Below are 13997 nucleotides of genomic sequence, written 5' to 3'. Positions count from 1 at the left end.
TTCTCCAGGACACATCATCAACCCCTGGAGGATGAGGATGAAACCGCTGAAGATTGGCTTGGTCGCAGGCGCGCTCGCGCTGTCATCGGTCGCCGCGGTGGCGCAAGGCGTCGACCTGCGGCCGGAGAACAGCATTCCGAAATATGAGCGCGGGCCGACCAGCAATGACAACGCGCCCTATCGCGGCGGCACCTACAAGCCCGACGACTATCGCCGAGGCTACGACCGCGGCGGGTATGACGGCGCTCGCTACGACACCATCTCGCAGCGCGAGGCGATCAGGATCGCCCGTCGCAACGGCGTCGCCGAGATCGATCAGGCGCGCTGGAGCGGCAATGCCTGGGTGATCGACGGCAGCGACAGGCGCGGCGACGAGTTGCGCGTCGAGATCAACTGGCGCGGCGAGATCGTCGACGTCGATCGCCGCTGAGCGATCAGAAGACCGACGTGGTGAGAACTGGGCGGCCTCCGGGCCGCCCTTTTTTATGCCGCCCTCGCCACCGTCACGCCGGCGCCGAAGCGCCGGGCCGCGAGCAGGGTCAGGATCAGGAAGACGATCAAGGCCAGAGCCTGGGCGATCGCGAAAGGCGGCTCGCTCTGGGTCGGCGCCATATCGTGCAGGACGTTCACCTTGAGGAAGAGCTGGGCGATCAGCACGAAGATCAGCAGGTAGAACGAGAGCACCGCGGTGATCGCGTAGATTCGCCGCCAGACATCGCGCAAGGCGAAGGCGTAGAGCGCCAGCCCGGCGAGTGCGATCAGCACCAGCGAGACCGCGCCGACGATATGCGAGGGCAGCACCCTGTCGAAGGGGAAGGCATAGCCTGTGGCGCTGGCCGCGAAGGCGGTTGAGAGGTAGATGCCGTTCCAGCGCGGGCTGAGATGCCCCTTCAGCAAGGCCATCGTCATCGGAAAGCCGGCGACGATGGCAACAAGGCTGAGCCAGGTGTGAAAACCGACCAGCGTGGTTGGATCGAGCACGAACATGGCAAAGCCCCCCGCTTCAACCGCAGCGAGCCCACAGCCAGGCTCTGCAAGCCATACTGCCAATCTCGGGGCATGCTGGCGAGAGGCTTATGGAAAAGTTCTCAACTGAGCGGCTCGGCAGCCGCGGCCGGCGCGGCTGCCGCATCGGCGCGCTGCTGCCGGGCCGTGGCGAAATAGGAGCCGGCCACGATCAGCGCGAAACCGACCAGCAGGGCCAAAGACAGCGGCTCGCCGAGCACGAGCACCCCGAGCAGCACCGCCACGGCGGGATTGAGGTAGGCGATCACCGTCGCCCGCGCCGCGCCGACCTCGGCGATGAGCGCGAACAACAGCTGGAAGGCCAGCGCCGTGCAGAAGACGGCCAGGGCGATCACCGCGAGGCTGGCATCGAGCGTGATCCGAGCGGGCCAATGGGCCGGGACGAATGGCAGGTAGAGAACCGAGGCGACGATCAGCGACGCGACGACCACTGCACTCGCCTCGGCATCGGCGAGCTTGCGCACAACGATGATCGGGCCGATGGCATAGCCGAGCGCGCTCAGCCCCAGCGCCAGCGCCGGCCAGAGCTCGACCGGCTGCTCGTCGAAGCCGAGCAGCGCGACGACGCCGGCAAGGCCGAGGCCTAACCCGACGAGCCGTCCGGTCCCGAGCCGCTCCTGAGACAGCGCGACGCCCAGGATAGCGGCGATGATCGGCGTCAGCGCGATGATCAGGCCGGCGAGCGAGCTCGTCACCCGCGTTTCGGCGAATCCGATCAGGAACCACGGCCCGCTGATCTCGACGAGCGTGTAGAGGATCAGCCAGACGGGTCGGCGGAAACCCGCCATGATGCCCTTGCCGCGCAAGACGAAAGGCGCCAGCACCAGCGCGCCGATGGCGGCGCGGCCGAAGGCGACGACGATCGGGTGATAGTCGGTGACGGCGACCCGGATCAGCAGATAGGGCACGCCCCAGATCACGCCGAGGGCGAGGAACAGCAGCCAGGCTTTCCGGCTCATGCCAGCGTGCCTTTCCGGAACAGGGCGGTCAGCCAGCGGCCCTCGAACGAATGCGACCAGCGCAGAGCGAGGCCGAGCGCGGCCAGAATCGCGATGATCTCGGAGCGCGGCCATAGGGCGACGTAGTACGCGTTGCCCTTCGAGCCGATTTCGGCGGTCTCGCCCTGCCCTTCCCGGAGCGCGAGCAGGAAGACGCCGCCATCGCAGATCGCCTCCGCGATCCTGGCGAAGACGGAGGGCAGGGCTTCGCGCTCGACATGCTGGAGCACGTGAAGAGCGACAACGCCATCATAGGGGCCGCCGAGTGGATCGCGGATGACGTCGAGGCGCTCGGCCCGGCGGCCGCGTCCCGCCTGGAACTGCACGAAAGAGTCCGCCCCATCGGTGCGCCTGACGGCGAGCCCCCTCTCTTCGAGCCAGTCGGCGTCCCAGCCCGGCCCGGAGCCGATTTCGAGCAGGCGGCTGCCCGGCGGGACGAGCTTAAGCAACTCGACCAGTGCCGGCTGGTCACCCGCCTCCGGCTTGGGGGCCGTCGTTTCCGCGTAGTCGTCGGCGCAGCCCTCATAGCCGGCGAGGGTCGAGATGTTGGAGGCCGAGCGGCCCGTCTTCCTATCCCGATTGGGCGTGTCCGGCGCAGTCATGCCCCACTCCCGTTGCCGTTGTGCTCCAGCGGAATCCAGATCTGCAGGCCGCCAAGCCCGGTGCCCGGATCGAAAGCGTCGTTGTGAAATTCGAGCACGGGGCCGTTTGCCGCATTGAGCCCAGCGGCAGGCAGCGCCTCGTTCCAGATCGCCGTGTAGGTATCGAAGATCGTCGAGATATGGTCGCGATGCTCGAAGACGGCATAAGTCCGAGGTTCGGTCTCCAGATAGGCCAGCGGCTTTCGCGGCGGAGCGGCCGATATCACCTCGGTGGCGCACATATACTCGAAGCAGCCATCCTCATCAGGCGCGCGGCAGACGCCGATCGGTATGCCCGGCGCCTTGTCGGCGACGTCGGCATAATGGTCGCACATGAAGGCCTGCCATTGCGCCGGTATCCCGATCGCCGATTCATAGGAGCACGGAGCGGACAGGCCGACGAGGCGCAGCCGACCGAGCTCCCGCACGGTCGGGACAGGGGTCCGGGCGCGCCCGTTCGTCAATCGCAGTGGCGCGACGAGGCCGAGCTTGTCGGTGCTGCCGCTGTTGCGGACCTCCTCCGGCGTGGCCCCGAACTGATCGCGGAAGGCGCGGGTGAAGGCCTCATGCGAGCCGTAGCCGAATTCGAGCGCGACGGAGAGGATGTCGGGAGCACCGGCAGCCAGGCGCTTGGCCGCCTCGCTCAATCGCCGTGCCCTGAGATAGGCCATCACCGGCCAGCCGCTCGCGGTTCCGAAGGCATTGGCGAGATGCGAGCGCGAGACGCTGCAGGCTGCCGCGATCGAGCTCAGCGTCAGTTCCCGGCTGGAATTGCGCTCCATCACCCAAAGTGCCTTGTCGGCAAGCGACATGCTCCGGCTCCTCCCGCGAGAGCCCCGTGCATATCATCCGCTTCAGGCGGTCGCTTGATCGATCGTCCACAACCTCCAGCGCTTCTTCCGGAGCCGCCGCCCCGGAGACTTGCTCCGGGGCGGGGTCTTATTCAGTGGCCGATGCCGGTCAGGGCGGCGATGGCCAGAAGCGTATAGCCGAGCGCCAGAAGGGCGTAGCCGGCGATGATCATGGTCGGGCTCCGGTTGGGGCCGCGCGCCTCGTCTTGTCGGGCGCGGCGAGCGCCTGGATTGCGGAATGGGACGGAGAAAGAAGCTGCGACGCCGTAGCGGCGTGCACACCAGAAAGAAGCAAACGACGACCCGAAGGCCACCTCGGCCGGGGCGCCCCCGCCTGTGCTAGCGTCGTAAATTCGATATGCGTGATTTTGGGCAGGAATCAACGGCGCCGCGAAATTTTCCCGACGCCTGCAGAAAACTCACTGCGTCAGGCTGACCCTGACGCTCTCGCCCTCTTCCTGGGTCGCGCGCTGCAGCGTCGCTTTGGCCTCGTCGACCTGGCGCTGGCGGTTCCAGAGCGCGGCGTAGACGCCGTCGGCGGCGAGCAGCTCGCGATGATGGCCGCGCTCGACGATCAGCCCCTTGTCGAGGACGATGATCTCGTCGGCGTTGACCACGGTCGAGAGCCGGTGGGCGATCACCAGGGTGGTGCGGCCTTCGCTGACCCGGTCGAGCGCATCCTGGATCTCCTTCTCGGTGAAGGAATCCAGCGCCGAGGTCGCCTCGTCGAGCACCAGCACCGGCGGTCCCTTCAGGATGGTGCGGGCGATGGCGACGCGCTGCTTCTCGCCGCCGGAGAGCTTGAGGCCGCGCTCGCCGACCGAGGTCTGGTAGCCCTCCGGCAGCGACTTGATGAAGCGGTCGATCTGGGCGAGCCGCGCGGCGTCCTCGATCTCGGCTTGCGTGGCTTCGGGCCGGCCATAGCGCAGATTGTATTCGATGGTGTCGTTGAACAGCACCGTATCCTGCGGGACCATGCCGATCGCCGAGCGCAACGAGACTTGCTGGACCTCGGCGATATCCTGGCCGTCGATCAGGATGCGGCCGCTCTGCGGCTCGTAGAAGCGGAAGAGCAGGCGCGAGATCGTCGACTTGCCGGCGCCCGACGGGCCGACGATCGCGACCGTCCGGCCGGCCGGCACCTCGAAGGAGATGCCGCGCAGGATCGGCCGCTCCGGCACATAGGCGAAGTGCACGTCCTCGAAGGTGACTGTGCCGGCGCGGACATCGAGCGGCGGCGCCCCCGGCTCGTCCTGGATCTCGGGATCGCGGCCGATCAGCGAGAACATCTGCTCGATGTCGAGCGTCGCCTGCTTGATCTCGCGGTAGACGGTGCCCATGAAGTTGAGGGGGATGTAGAGCTGGATCAGCATGGCGTTGATCAGCACGAAATCGCCGACCGTGTTGGCGCCGGCCTGGAAGCCGCGCACGCACATCACCATCGAGATGGTGAGGCCGATCGCGAAGATCGCGGCCTGGCCGAAGTTCAACCAGGCGAGCGAGGTGTAGGCCTTGATCGAGTTGCGCTCATAGCGCGCCATCGAGAGGTCGTAGCGCGCAGTCTCGCGCGCCTCGGCGCCGAAATACTTCACCGTCTCGTAGTTGAGCAGCGAGTCGATCGCCTTGGCGTTGGCGTCGGTGTCGGACTCGTTCATCTGGGCGCGGATGGCGATGCGCCATTCGGTGGCCTTGATGGTGTAGGCCATGTAGCCGACCACCATCGTCACCAGCACGACGACATAGCGCCAGTCGAACAGATAGAGCAGCACTGTGATGATCAGCGTGACCTCGATGATCACCGGCACGAGCTGATTGAGGCCGAGGCGGACCATCTCCTCGATGCCGTTGCGGCCGCGCTCGAGCACGCGGGTCAAGCCACCGGTCTTGCGCTCGAGATGAAAGCGCAGCGAGAGATGGTGGAGATGGCCGAAGGTCTGCAGCGCCAGCGTGCGGACCGCATGCATGAAGACCGGCGCGAAGATCGCATCGCGCAACTGCACGAAAGCGGCCGAGCCGACGCGGGCGAAGCCGTAGATCACCGTCAGCGCCAAGGGCGCCCCGACCAGGAAGGGCAGCCAGTTCGACAGCGAGGTCGGATTGTTGGCGAGTGCGTCCGTCGCCCATTTGAAGGTGAAGGGCACGCCCATCAGCACGAGCCGGCCGATCACCAGCAGCACGAAGGCGGCGACGACGCGCTGGCGCAGATCGGCCCGCTCCGGCGGCCAGAGATAGGGCCAAAGCGCCTTGAAAGTGGCGATGAAGCCGGAGCCGGGCTGGAGCACGGCGGCGCGCGCTAGGGGCGCCGGGACCGGCGTGGCAGGCGAGGACATTGAAATGCTTCCAAATGGAACCGCCGATATAGGCGGATTCTCCGGGGAATGCAGGGGGCGAGAGGAGAAATTACTGAGGGTGGCATGCGAGCGCGACACTTCCCTTCTCCCCTTGCGGGAGAAGGTGGCAGCGCGAAGCGCTGACGGATGAGGGGTCGCGCCGCCCCTTCCTTGCTATTCAGACCAGAAACGGTCCCAACCTTGACGTGGAGATGTCGCGCGCCCCCTCATCCGGCCCTTCGGGCCCCCTTCTCCCGCAAGGGGAGAAGGGGAGCACTTCATTCCACGCTCAGGCCAACGCCATTCCATTCTCCCAGAGAATATCCGCCCGCCGGCTGCCTTCGATCACCAGCCGTGCATTGGGCAGGTCGTTGCCATCGACCCAGGCGCGCGCGGCGTCCTCGCTACGGCCGAGATCGGTCCAGCGCGCCAGCAGCCGGCGCTCCAATTCCGCCACCGCCACGTCGATAAAGACGGTCAGGTCGAAAAGTGTCGCGAGTTCGGACCAGGGCGCCCGGTCGAGCAGCAGGTAGTTGCCCTCGACCAGCACGAACCGGGTATCGGCGGGAATGATCGCCGCGCCGGCGCGAGCGAGATCGGCTTCGCGATCGAAAACCGGCACCGCGACATCGCCCTCGTTCGACCGGACACGCCGCAGCGTCGTCGCGAGCCCGGCGCAGTCGAAGGTCTCGGGCGCGCCCTTGCGGTTGCGCAGCCCCAGCGCATCGAGCACGGCATTGTCGAAATGAAAGCCGTCCATCGGCACCAGCGCCGCCTCGCCTTCCGGCAGCGCTGCAAGGAGCCGCTCGCTCAACGTCGACTTGCCGGCTCCCGGCGGCCCCGCGAGAGCGACCATGATGCGACGCCTGTCACGCGCATGCTCGACGATCCGGGCGGCGATGTCTTCGACAGTCTGCATGGTCAAAAACTCGGCATCATCCACGTTCCGCCCCGAGCTCGACGCCTGCAACCGGACGCTTTCGCCATCAAGCGGCGCCGATCAGGCCTTGTTCTGGTCGCAACTGCAATGTCAGACTGGCCTAAAGCCTTTAAAGGCTGAGGCCAGGAGAAGACGCCCATGATGCTTCGACGCATTCTTCCCGCCGCTTGCGCCCTGGCGCTGCTGCCTGTCGTGCCGGCCCTCGCGCAGTCGCGCCCGCCGGCGCAGATCAAGATCACCAATGCCCGCACCGTGCCGCTGGAGTCGCTGGAGATCACCACCACGGGCGAGCAGGCCCGTCTCGTCGGCAAGCTCGCCAAGCCGTTGGCGCCCGGCAAGAGCATCATGATCAAGCTCAACAAGCCGGCCGGCTGCAGCTACTACCTGCTCGGCAAATTCAGCGACGAGAGCGAGAGCGACAATGACGGCGTCGATCTTTGCAAGGAGAAGTCGCTGCGCCTGACGGAGTGACATGCGAGCCGCCGGCGGCGGCAAGCATGTCATGCTCGGGCTTGACCCGAGCATCTCTAAATCCAGCCAGCTGGTCATGAGATTCTCGGGTCTGCGCTTCGCTCCGCCCGAGAATGACGTTGCGCCTTACGCCGTCGCGCCTTCGCGCATCAGCTTGTAGGTGATCGAGTCGACCAGCGCCTGGAACGAGGCGTCGATGATGTTGGCGCTGACGCCGACGGTGGTCCAGCGCTCGCCGGTCTCGTCGGCGGATTCGATCAGCACGCGGGTGACCGCGTCGGTGCCGCCCTGGAAGACGCGGACCTTGTAGTCGACCAGCCTCAGGCCACCGATCAGCGACTGGTAGCGGCCAAGATCCTTGCGCAGGGCGAGATCGAGCGCATTGACCGGGCCGAGCGCGCTCTCGGCGACCGAGATCAGCGATTCCTCGCCGACCTTCACCTTGACGATCGCCTCCGAGAAGGTGACGAGCTCGCCGAGCGCATTGTAGCGGCGCTCGACATTGGCGGTGAAGCGCTCGATCTCGAAATAATCAGGCAATTCGCCGAGGATGCGCTTGGCGAGCAGATAGAATGAGGCGTCGGCGCCCTCGAAGGCGTAGCCCTGCGCTTCCTTCTCCTTCAGCTCCTCCAGCACGCGCGAGAGCCTTGGATCATCGCGACCGATGGTGACGCCGATGCGCTCCAGCTCCGCGACGAGGTTCGACTTGCCGCCCTGGTCGGAGACCAGCACCTTGCGGACATTGCCGACCAGATCGGGCGCGACATGCTCGTAGGTGCGCGGGTCCTTCAGCACGGCGGAGGCATGGATGCCGGCCTTGGTGGCGAAGGCGGAGGCGCCGACGAAGGGCGCATGGCGGTTGGGCGCCCGGTTCAGCATCTCGTCGAGCGCGCGCGAGACATGGGTGAGCTCGCCGAGCTCGGCCTCGTCGACGCCAAGCGCGAAGCGGCGATTGTAGCGCTCCTTCAGCTTGAGCGCGCCGATTAGCGTGACGAGGTTCGCATTGCCGCAGCGCTCGCCGAGGCCGTTCAGCGTGCCCTGGATCTGGCGCACGCCCGCCTCGACCGCGGCGAGCGAATTCGCGACGGCGCAGCCGCAATCGTCATGGGCATGGATGCCGAGATTGTCGCCAGGAACGACCTTGGCGACTTCGGCGACAATCTTCCCGACCTCGTCCGGCAGCGTGCCGCCATTGGTGTCGCAGAGCACGACCCAGCGGGCACCGGCCTCATAGGCGGTGCGGGCGCAGGCGAGCGCATAATCGGGATTGGCCTTGTAGCCATCGAAGAAGTGCTCGCAATCGAGCATCACCTCACGGCCGGCAGCCTTGGCGGTGGCGACGCTGTCGCGGATGCCGTCGAGATTGTCCTCCAAGGAGATCTCGAGCGCGACATGGACGTGATAGTCCCAGCTCTTGGCGACGAAGACGATGGCGTCGGCCTTGGCGTCAAGCAGCGCGGCGATGCCGGGATCGTTCGAGGCCGAACGCCCTGCCCGCTTGGTCATGCCGAAGGCGGCGAATTTCGCCCGCTGTGTCGGCTTGTTCGCGAAGAAGGCGGTGTCGAGCGGGTTGGCGCCGGGATAGCCGCCCTCGACATAGTCGATGCCGAGCTTGTCGAGCAGGCCGGCGACCGCGCGCTTGTCGTCGAGCGAGAAGTCGACGCCCGTAGTCTGGGCGCCGTCGCGCAACGTCGTGTCGAAGAGATGGATGCGCGCGAGCGTCGCTTCGCCACCTTTGCGCGGCGCTGCTTCAGCCAGCGTGGCGGGCGCTGAGGCGCTCATCGCCTCACCCGCAACCGGTAACGCAGCACCTTGGGCATCACCATGGCGAGCATGACGAGCTTCATCGCGATCGAGAGCGAACCACGCTTGCGGATCTTGGGGGCTTCGGTGGTCATTGGTCTTGGTGTTCTTTCAACGGAATGGGGCAACGCCGCAGCGTGGCAACGGGTTCAAGGCATTCGCTGGGAGGTGAAGCATCACCGCTTCACCTCCCAGCTGGTAATCAACTCGCCGGTGGCCGGGTCCTTGCCGTCCATGAGCACGATGCCCATCGCGACGAGCTCATCGCGAAGGCGATCGGATTCGGCGAAATTCTTCGCCTTGCGGGCGGCCAGGCGGGCGGCGATCGCGATCTCGACCTTCGTGCGCAAGGCATCGTCGATCTCGGCCGCAGCCACCTCCGGCAAAGCGATGCCAAGCAAGGCAAGGCTCGCCTTCAGGCTGGCATGATCGCCGGCCTTGCGCAGGGCATGCAGCTCGGCGAGCACCTGCGAGGTGTTGAGATCGTCAGCCAGCGCTTCGATCACACCGACAGGGACCTGCCCGGCCTCGGCATCTCCCGCAGCTGCAGCCCAATCCGCCAGCGTCCTCTCCGCCTCCTCCAGCGCCTTCACCGTCCAGTCAATCGGCTGGCGGTAATGGGTCTTGAGCATGGCGAGACGCAGTACCTCGCCGGGCCATGTCCGCCCGCCGAAAGTGTCGGTCGCCAGCAGCTCGTTGATGGTGACGAAGTTGCCGAGCGACTTCGACATCTTCTCGCCTTCGACCTGCAGGAAGCCGTTGTGCATCCAGTAGTTCGCCATGCGCGGCGCACCGCCGGCCGCACCGAAGGCGCAGCAGCTCTGCGTCAGCTCGTTCTCGTGATGCGGGAAGACGAGGTCGATGCCGCCGCCATGGATGTCAAAGACGTTCAGGGCCGGGTCGTCGCATTGTAGGCCGCCACCGAACGGCGTCAGGAGCTTGGCCATCGACATGGCCGAGCATTCAATGTGCCAGCCGGGGCGGCCGGGCGTGGCGATGCCGGCCGGCGACGGCCAGCCCGGATCGATGCCTTCTCGGCTCGGCTTCCACAGCACGAAATCCATCGGATCGCGCTTATAGGGCGCGACGTCGACGCGGGCGCCGGCGACCATCTCGTCGAGCGAGCGGCGGGCGAGCGAGCCGTATTTCGGCGCGTCCTTCAGGCCGGCGACGGCCGGCACGTGGAACAGCACATGCTCCTCGGCGACATAGGCGATGCCGCGAGCGATCAGGCGCTCGATGATCGCCTTCATCTCCTCGATATGGCCGGTGGCGCGCGGCTCGTCGTCGGGGCGCAGATTGCCGAGCGCATCGACGTCCGCGTGGAACTGCGCCGTCGTCGTCTGCGTGACCTTCGCGATCGCCTCGTTCAGCGGCAGGTCGGGATAGTCACGCGCGGCGCGGGCATTGATCTTGTCGTCGACGTCGGTGAGGTTGCGGGCATAGCGGACGTGAGACTCGCCATAGACGTGCCGCAGCAGCCGGTAGAGCACGTCGAAGACGATGACCGGCCGGGCATTGCCGATATGGGCGTAGTCATAGACCGTCGGGCCGCAGACATACATGCGCACGTTCTGGGGATCGACGGGGGTGAAGACCTCCTTCGTCCGCGTCAGCGTGTTGTAGAGCCTGAGGGTCGGCTGCATCGAAGCGGTGTCCTGACGAGAAAGCGACAAAAACGGCATATCCTGGCCGCTGGCCGGGGCGCTGTCTGTCTTTTCGTTGGGACGAGGACGTGAGCAGCCGGCCAGCGAAAGCTAGCGGCAAATAATGCAAATAATGGCGAGGGCTCGCGTCATCATGTCGTGATGGATGCCCGTCATGTGCGCTTACGTCAAGTGGCAGCTTGGCAACGGTCCGCCGGCGTCTCGCTCCCGTCCCGCGATTTGCGCTCTCTTCGCCGCAATGCCGCCACAAGCGGAAGACGGTTTGCGCGCAACGAAGATTGCCGTGGGTTCACGCCGTCTTAACCAATTGGAACCAATTTGAGATGTCGCAGGTTCAAAACCGGTCGAAGCTCAGGGACATCATCATGCGCCGCGCCGTCGCTCTGGTCGGGCTGTTCGGAATCATCGGTGCCGGAATGTCGCTGGCGCTGCTGCCCGCAACCGGAACCGTCGCCGCCCCCAAGGCCGAGCGCACCTATCTGATCCCGGCCGGAGACGGCTACGGCGTCGCCGATTGCATCGCCAGCAAGTCGGAGTGCGGCCAGATCGTCGCCGACGCCTGGTGCGAGTCGCAAGGCCACCGCACCGCCACCGCCTATGGCGTCGCCGCCCGCGAGGACATCACCGGCTCGACTCCGCGCCCGGCCAATGTGGCGCAGGCCGAGCAACCGCTGACGATCACCTGCGGGGGCTAATCCCGACGGGCGAGTTTTCCGGAGGCTGACGCAAACCCTATCTTCGGGCCGCCGGGATCACTCCCGGCCGTATCGAGGATCGTCGGCCCATGAACCGCCCAGCACTCGTCGCCGCCTTCGCCTTGACAACGTTGCTGCCGGCCGAGGCCTTCGAGGGCCGCTATCGCACGCTGGGCGGCAGCATGACGATCCGCCCGGCTGGCGCCGGCATGCTCAAGGTCGACGCCGAGATCAGCAGCCGGAGCTGCGTCGGCGTCATCTCGGCACGCGGAAAGGTCCAGGGCGACCGGCTCGTGGCCGAGGCCACGGAATATGGCGAGATCTGCCGACTCGACATTCGCCGCAAAGGCCGCGCTCTCACAGTAGCGGAGAGCGGCGCCTGCACACCGTTCCATGGCGCGAACTGCAACTATACCGGCAGCTACACGCCTCGTTAGATCAGACGGGCCGAACCCGCCTCACCTCACCCATTCCGAGCATTTCGGCACGTCGCCGCTCGCGCCCCAGGGCATGATCGGCACGCTCGAGGTCGAGTTCTGCGGCGAGCCGTCGATCAGCTTGTCGGTGTAGACCATGTAGATCAGCACGTTGCGCTTGGCGTCGCAGCCGCGCACGATCTGCATCTTCTTCCAGATCAGCGAACGGCGTTCGCGGAAGACGACGTCGCCTTGCGAGGATTTCTCCTTGAAGCGGATCGGACCGATCTGGCGACAGGAGAGCGAGACGTCCGAGACCTCCTCGGCAACACCAAACATGCCGGAGACGCCGCCCTTCTCGGGCACAGTGTAGTGGCAGGCGACGCCCTCGACCACGGGATCGTCGACGCCGTAGACGGCGAGCTTGTCGTCCGGGGTCAACATCTTCCAGACCGTCGACTTCCTGAAGATCAGGTCCTCCTGCGCCGCAGCCGGCACAGTGACGCCGGCCAGGGCAAGCACCGCCGAGGCAGCGAGAAGACAGCGACGAAAGCTCATTCAGATTCTCCCAAAGCGTTCCCGAGGAACAGCGGGCAGGATATGGGATGGTGCGCGCTTCCGCACCAGTGCCGGCGTCAGCAATCCTCGAACGACACGACAGGGCGACGACCATGCTTCCGGTGCTGGAGACCGAGCGCCTTCTGCTGAAGCCGCGAACCGAGGCCGATCTCGACTTCGTCGCGGCGCTGAATGCCGATCCGGAGGTCATGCGCTTCATCGCGGCGGTCGGCGATCCCGCCATGGGCCGCGAGGGCGTCGCAGCGCGCAGCTTCCTGCATGTCGCGCGCGGGCTCGGCTACTGGACCGTCTTCGCTCGTGCCGACGAGAGCGATCCGCTCGGCTATGTCGGTCTGATTCCGGATAGCGAAAGCCCGGAGCAGGCCCAGGTCAGTTACCGCTTCGCCGTCCGCCATTGGGGTCAAGGCATCGCCCGGGAGGCAGTGGACCGACTGCTTCGCCATGGCTTCGAGACGCTCGAGCTGCGGGAGGCCCTGATCGTCACACATCCGCAGAACGCAGCTTCGCTGCAGCTCGCGGCACGGCTAGGCTTTGAATCGGCGCCAGGCGAAACCGAGATCCTGATCGGTGCCACGCCGGTGCCCGCAGCTCGCTTCTGCCTTCGACGCTCTTATGTTACGGCCTGAGGCCAGCTAGCGCCGGTCGGCGCCATAGCTGTCGAGCGTCACGGTGCGCTGGGCGATGAGTGTGGCTCGGCAGGCCGGGAAATGCAGCACCTGCCCTTCCCGGCCGAACTCGCCATTGTCGTAGAAGCGGCAGGCCTTCTGCATGAAGGCGTTCCAGGCGCGCTGCTCTTCGAGCAGATCCTTCATGGTCGCCGACCCGCTCGCCGCCAGGAGGCGCTTCCAGGCGGCGTTGAGCTTGGCGTCCTCACGCGCGACCCATGCCCCGCCGCAGGCAGCCCAGGCGGGATTGGTGCCGTCCGAATTGTCGATGCAACACTGCCAGGCTTCGTCGGCCGCTGCGGGCAAGGCCAGCGCGCCAAGGGTGCCGGCGGCCAAGGCAGCGCGCGCCGCGCCCCGCATGCTCAGCCGGCGATCGGCTTGAACGCGAGATAATAGGCAGCGATCGCGCCGATGAAGCCGAGCCCGGTGAAGACGAGCTTCAGTCGGGTGAAGCCGCTGGCGATCGCGACGGTGCCATCGTCGAGAGTTGGAAAACGATCGAGAAGACGTGCGATGGCGAGATTCTCGACGACATCGCAGAGCCCGCCGATGAGCCAGCCGCCGCCGCAGAGCGCCGCCACCCACCAGGGATAGCCGCGCATGGAGAGACCGGTGACGATCAACGCGCCGACGACCGCATAGACCAGCGCGAAGGCGAGATCGGCCGGCAGCAGCTTGTTGCGGTAAATCGCCCGGCGCTCAGGGCCATAAAGCGAGAACAGCTTCTCGACGTCCTCCCTGGTGAAGCCGTCGAGATCGCTCTCCAGCGCTCGGTCGACCTTGAGGCTGCGGGCCCAGAGCCAGGAGAGCAGCAGCGTCAGCACCACCAGCGCCGGCCCCCAGAAGAAGAAGCCGAGCGGGATCAGGGTGGAGTAGAAGGTCGGAAGGTCTTCCATCGGGCGAAGGGCTCCGGAG

Annotated in this window: 17 protein-coding genes; 5 read left to right on the top strand and 12 right to left on the bottom strand. The window is 66.3% G+C overall.

The window, feature by feature from the left end:
• Window positions 1–37 precede the first annotated feature (37 nt).
• Window positions 38–430: a hypothetical protein gene (locus AC3WLC_RS20325; RefSeq protein ID WP_493685721.1), complete on the top strand. Its 393-nt coding sequence runs from the start codon at window positions 38–40 to the stop codon at window positions 428–430.
• 53 nt (window positions 431–483) lie between these two features.
• On the opposite strand, the gene AC3WLC_RS20320 is transcribed toward AC3WLC_RS20325, so the two are convergent.
• The 7 genes from AC3WLC_RS20320 to AC3WLC_RS20290 form a co-directional block, all read right to left on the bottom strand.
• Window positions 484–987 (bottom strand): hypothetical protein, encoded by a 504-nt coding sequence (locus tag AC3WLC_RS20320; protein WP_493685720.1) that lies wholly within the window; start codon window positions 985–987, stop codon window positions 484–486.
• Window positions 988–1088: 101 nt separating this feature from the next.
• On the bottom strand, window positions 1089–1985 hold the full coding sequence (locus tag AC3WLC_RS20315) for a DMT family transporter (protein ID WP_493685719.1): 897 nt from the start codon (window positions 1983–1985) through the stop codon (window positions 1089–1091).
• Window positions 1982–2626, bottom strand: a complete 645-nt coding sequence (locus AC3WLC_RS20310; protein ID WP_493685718.1) for a class I SAM-dependent methyltransferase — start codon at window positions 2624–2626, stop codon at window positions 1982–1984. The genes AC3WLC_RS20315 and AC3WLC_RS20310 overlap by 4 nt, the downstream gene beginning before the upstream one ends.
• Window positions 2623–3477 carry an AraC family transcriptional regulator gene (locus tag AC3WLC_RS20305; RefSeq protein ID WP_493685717.1) on the bottom strand — a complete coding sequence of 285 codons (855 nt, stop codon included), beginning with the start codon at window positions 3475–3477 and terminating at the stop codon, window positions 2623–2625. Before AC3WLC_RS20305 ends, AC3WLC_RS20310 begins: the two co-directional genes overlap by 4 nt.
• 131 nt (window positions 3478–3608) lie before the next feature.
• Window positions 3609–3830 (bottom strand): hypothetical protein, encoded by a 222-nt coding sequence (locus tag AC3WLC_RS20300; protein WP_493685716.1) that lies wholly within the window; start codon window positions 3828–3830, stop codon window positions 3609–3611.
• 105 nt (window positions 3831–3935) lie between these two features.
• On the bottom strand, window positions 3936–5846 hold the full coding sequence (locus tag AC3WLC_RS20295; protein WP_493685715.1) for an ABCB family ABC transporter ATP-binding protein/permease: 1911 nt from the start codon (window positions 5844–5846) through the stop codon (window positions 3936–3938).
• Between the two features lie 289 nt (window positions 5847–6135).
• Entirely contained in the window at window positions 6136–6765 is a 630-nt protein-coding gene (locus tag AC3WLC_RS20290; protein ID WP_493685714.1) for a nucleoside triphosphate hydrolase, read from the bottom strand.
• Window positions 6766–6924: 159 nt separating this feature from the next.
• Here AC3WLC_RS20290 and AC3WLC_RS20285 point away from each other — a divergent pair, with 159 nt between their 5' ends.
• Entirely contained in the window at window positions 6925–7257 is a 333-nt protein-coding gene (locus AC3WLC_RS20285) for a hypothetical protein (RefSeq protein WP_493685713.1), read from the top strand.
• Window positions 7258–7383: 126 nt separating this feature from the next.
• On the opposite strand, the gene cimA is transcribed toward AC3WLC_RS20285, so the two are convergent.
• Both cimA and cysS read right to left on the bottom strand, forming a co-directional pair.
• Entirely contained in the window at window positions 7384–9039 is a 1656-nt protein-coding gene (gene cimA / locus AC3WLC_RS20280) for a citramalate synthase (RefSeq protein WP_493685712.1), read from the bottom strand.
• Window positions 9040–9236: 197 nt separating this feature from the next.
• Window positions 9237–10706, bottom strand: a complete 1470-nt coding sequence (cysS, locus tag AC3WLC_RS20275) for a cysteine--tRNA ligase (protein ID WP_493685711.1) — start codon at window positions 10704–10706, stop codon at window positions 9237–9239.
• 386 nt (window positions 10707–11092) lie between these two features.
• Here cysS and AC3WLC_RS20270 point away from each other — a divergent pair, with 386 nt between their 5' ends.
• Window positions 11093–11422, top strand: a complete 330-nt coding sequence (locus AC3WLC_RS20270) for a hypothetical protein (RefSeq protein ID WP_493685710.1) — start codon at window positions 11093–11095, stop codon at window positions 11420–11422.
• An 89-nt stretch (window positions 11423–11511) separates the two neighbouring features.
• Window positions 11512–11859 (top strand): hypothetical protein, encoded by a 348-nt coding sequence (locus AC3WLC_RS20265; RefSeq protein WP_493685709.1) that lies wholly within the window; start codon window positions 11512–11514, stop codon window positions 11857–11859.
• Between the two features lie 21 nt (window positions 11860–11880).
• Here the strand turns inward: AC3WLC_RS20265 and AC3WLC_RS20260 are convergent, their stop codons facing one another.
• Window positions 11881–12396: a CreA family protein gene (locus tag AC3WLC_RS20260; RefSeq protein ID WP_493685708.1), complete on the bottom strand. Its 516-nt coding sequence runs from the start codon at window positions 12394–12396 to the stop codon at window positions 11881–11883.
• 47 nt (window positions 12397–12443) lie between these two features.
• On the opposite strand from AC3WLC_RS20260, the gene AC3WLC_RS20255 reads away from it, so the two are divergent.
• The gene (locus tag AC3WLC_RS20255; protein ID WP_493685707.1) at window positions 12444–13043 is read left to right on the top strand and encodes a GNAT family N-acetyltransferase; all 600 of its coding nucleotides are present in this window, start codon (window positions 12444–12446) and stop codon (window positions 13041–13043) included.
• Between the two features lie 6 nt (window positions 13044–13049).
• Here AC3WLC_RS20255 and AC3WLC_RS20250 read toward each other — a convergent pair whose 3' ends face one another.
• On the bottom strand, window positions 13050–13418 hold the full coding sequence (locus AC3WLC_RS20250) for a lysozyme inhibitor LprI family protein (protein WP_493685706.1): 369 nt from the start codon (window positions 13416–13418) through the stop codon (window positions 13050–13052).
• A 26-nt stretch (window positions 13419–13444) separates the two neighbouring features.
• Entirely contained in the window at window positions 13445–13978 is a 534-nt protein-coding gene (locus tag AC3WLC_RS20245; RefSeq protein ID WP_493685705.1) for a hypothetical protein, read from the bottom strand.
• Between the last annotated feature and the right edge of the window lie 19 nt (window positions 13979–13997).

The organism is Allobosea sp. GW821-FHT03A12 (assembly GCF_058986765.1).
The sequence above is the reverse complement of the archived record's forward strand: the minus strand, read 5'-3'. Positions and strand labels throughout refer to the sequence as shown.

Bases quoted from the DNA above. Each gene is read 5' to 3' on its own strand.
- cysS (WP_493685711.1), bottom strand. From the start codon at position 10,706: ATGCAGCCGACCCTCAGGCTCTACAACACGCTGACGCGGACGAAGGAG.
- AC3WLC_RS20295 (WP_493685715.1), bottom strand. From the start codon at position 5,846: ATGTCCTCGCCTGCCACGCCGGTCCCGGCGCCCCTAGCGCGCGCCGCC.
- AC3WLC_RS20290 (WP_493685714.1), bottom strand. From the start codon at position 6,765: ATGCAGACTGTCGAAGACATCGCCGCCCGGATCGTCGAGCATGCGCGT.
- AC3WLC_RS20260 (WP_493685708.1), bottom strand. From the start codon at position 12,396: ATGAGCTTTCGTCGCTGTCTTCTCGCTGCCTCGGCGGTGCTTGCCCTG.
- AC3WLC_RS20310 (WP_493685718.1), bottom strand. From the start codon at position 2,626: ATGACTGCGCCGGACACGCCCAATCGGGATAGGAAGACGGGCCGCTCG.
- AC3WLC_RS20255 (WP_493685707.1), top strand. From the start codon at position 12,444: ATGGTGCGCGCTTCCGCACCAGTGCCGGCGTCAGCAATCCTCGAACGA.
- AC3WLC_RS20270 (WP_493685710.1), top strand. From the start codon at position 11,093: ATGCGCCGCGCCGTCGCTCTGGTCGGGCTGTTCGGAATCATCGGTGCC.
- AC3WLC_RS20305 (WP_493685717.1), bottom strand. From the start codon at position 3,477: ATGTCGCTTGCCGACAAGGCACTTTGGGTGATGGAGCGCAATTCCAGC.
- AC3WLC_RS20265 (WP_493685709.1), top strand. From the start codon at position 11,512: ATGAACCGCCCAGCACTCGTCGCCGCCTTCGCCTTGACAACGTTGCTG.
- cimA (WP_493685712.1), bottom strand. From the start codon at position 9,039: ATGAGCGCCTCAGCGCCCGCCACGCTGGCTGAAGCAGCGCCGCGCAAA.
- AC3WLC_RS20315 (WP_493685719.1), bottom strand. From the start codon at position 1,985: ATGAGCCGGAAAGCCTGGCTGCTGTTCCTCGCCCTCGGCGTGATCTGG.
- AC3WLC_RS20325 (WP_493685721.1), top strand. From the start codon at position 38: ATGAAACCGCTGAAGATTGGCTTGGTCGCAGGCGCGCTCGCGCTGTCA.
- AC3WLC_RS20320 (WP_493685720.1), bottom strand. From the start codon at position 987: ATGTTCGTGCTCGATCCAACCACGCTGGTCGGTTTTCACACCTGGCTC.
- AC3WLC_RS20285 (WP_493685713.1), top strand. From the start codon at position 6,925: ATGATGCTTCGACGCATTCTTCCCGCCGCTTGCGCCCTGGCGCTGCTG.
- AC3WLC_RS20245 (WP_493685705.1), bottom strand. From the start codon at position 13,978: ATGGAAGACCTTCCGACCTTCTACTCCACCCTGATCCCGCTCGGCTTC.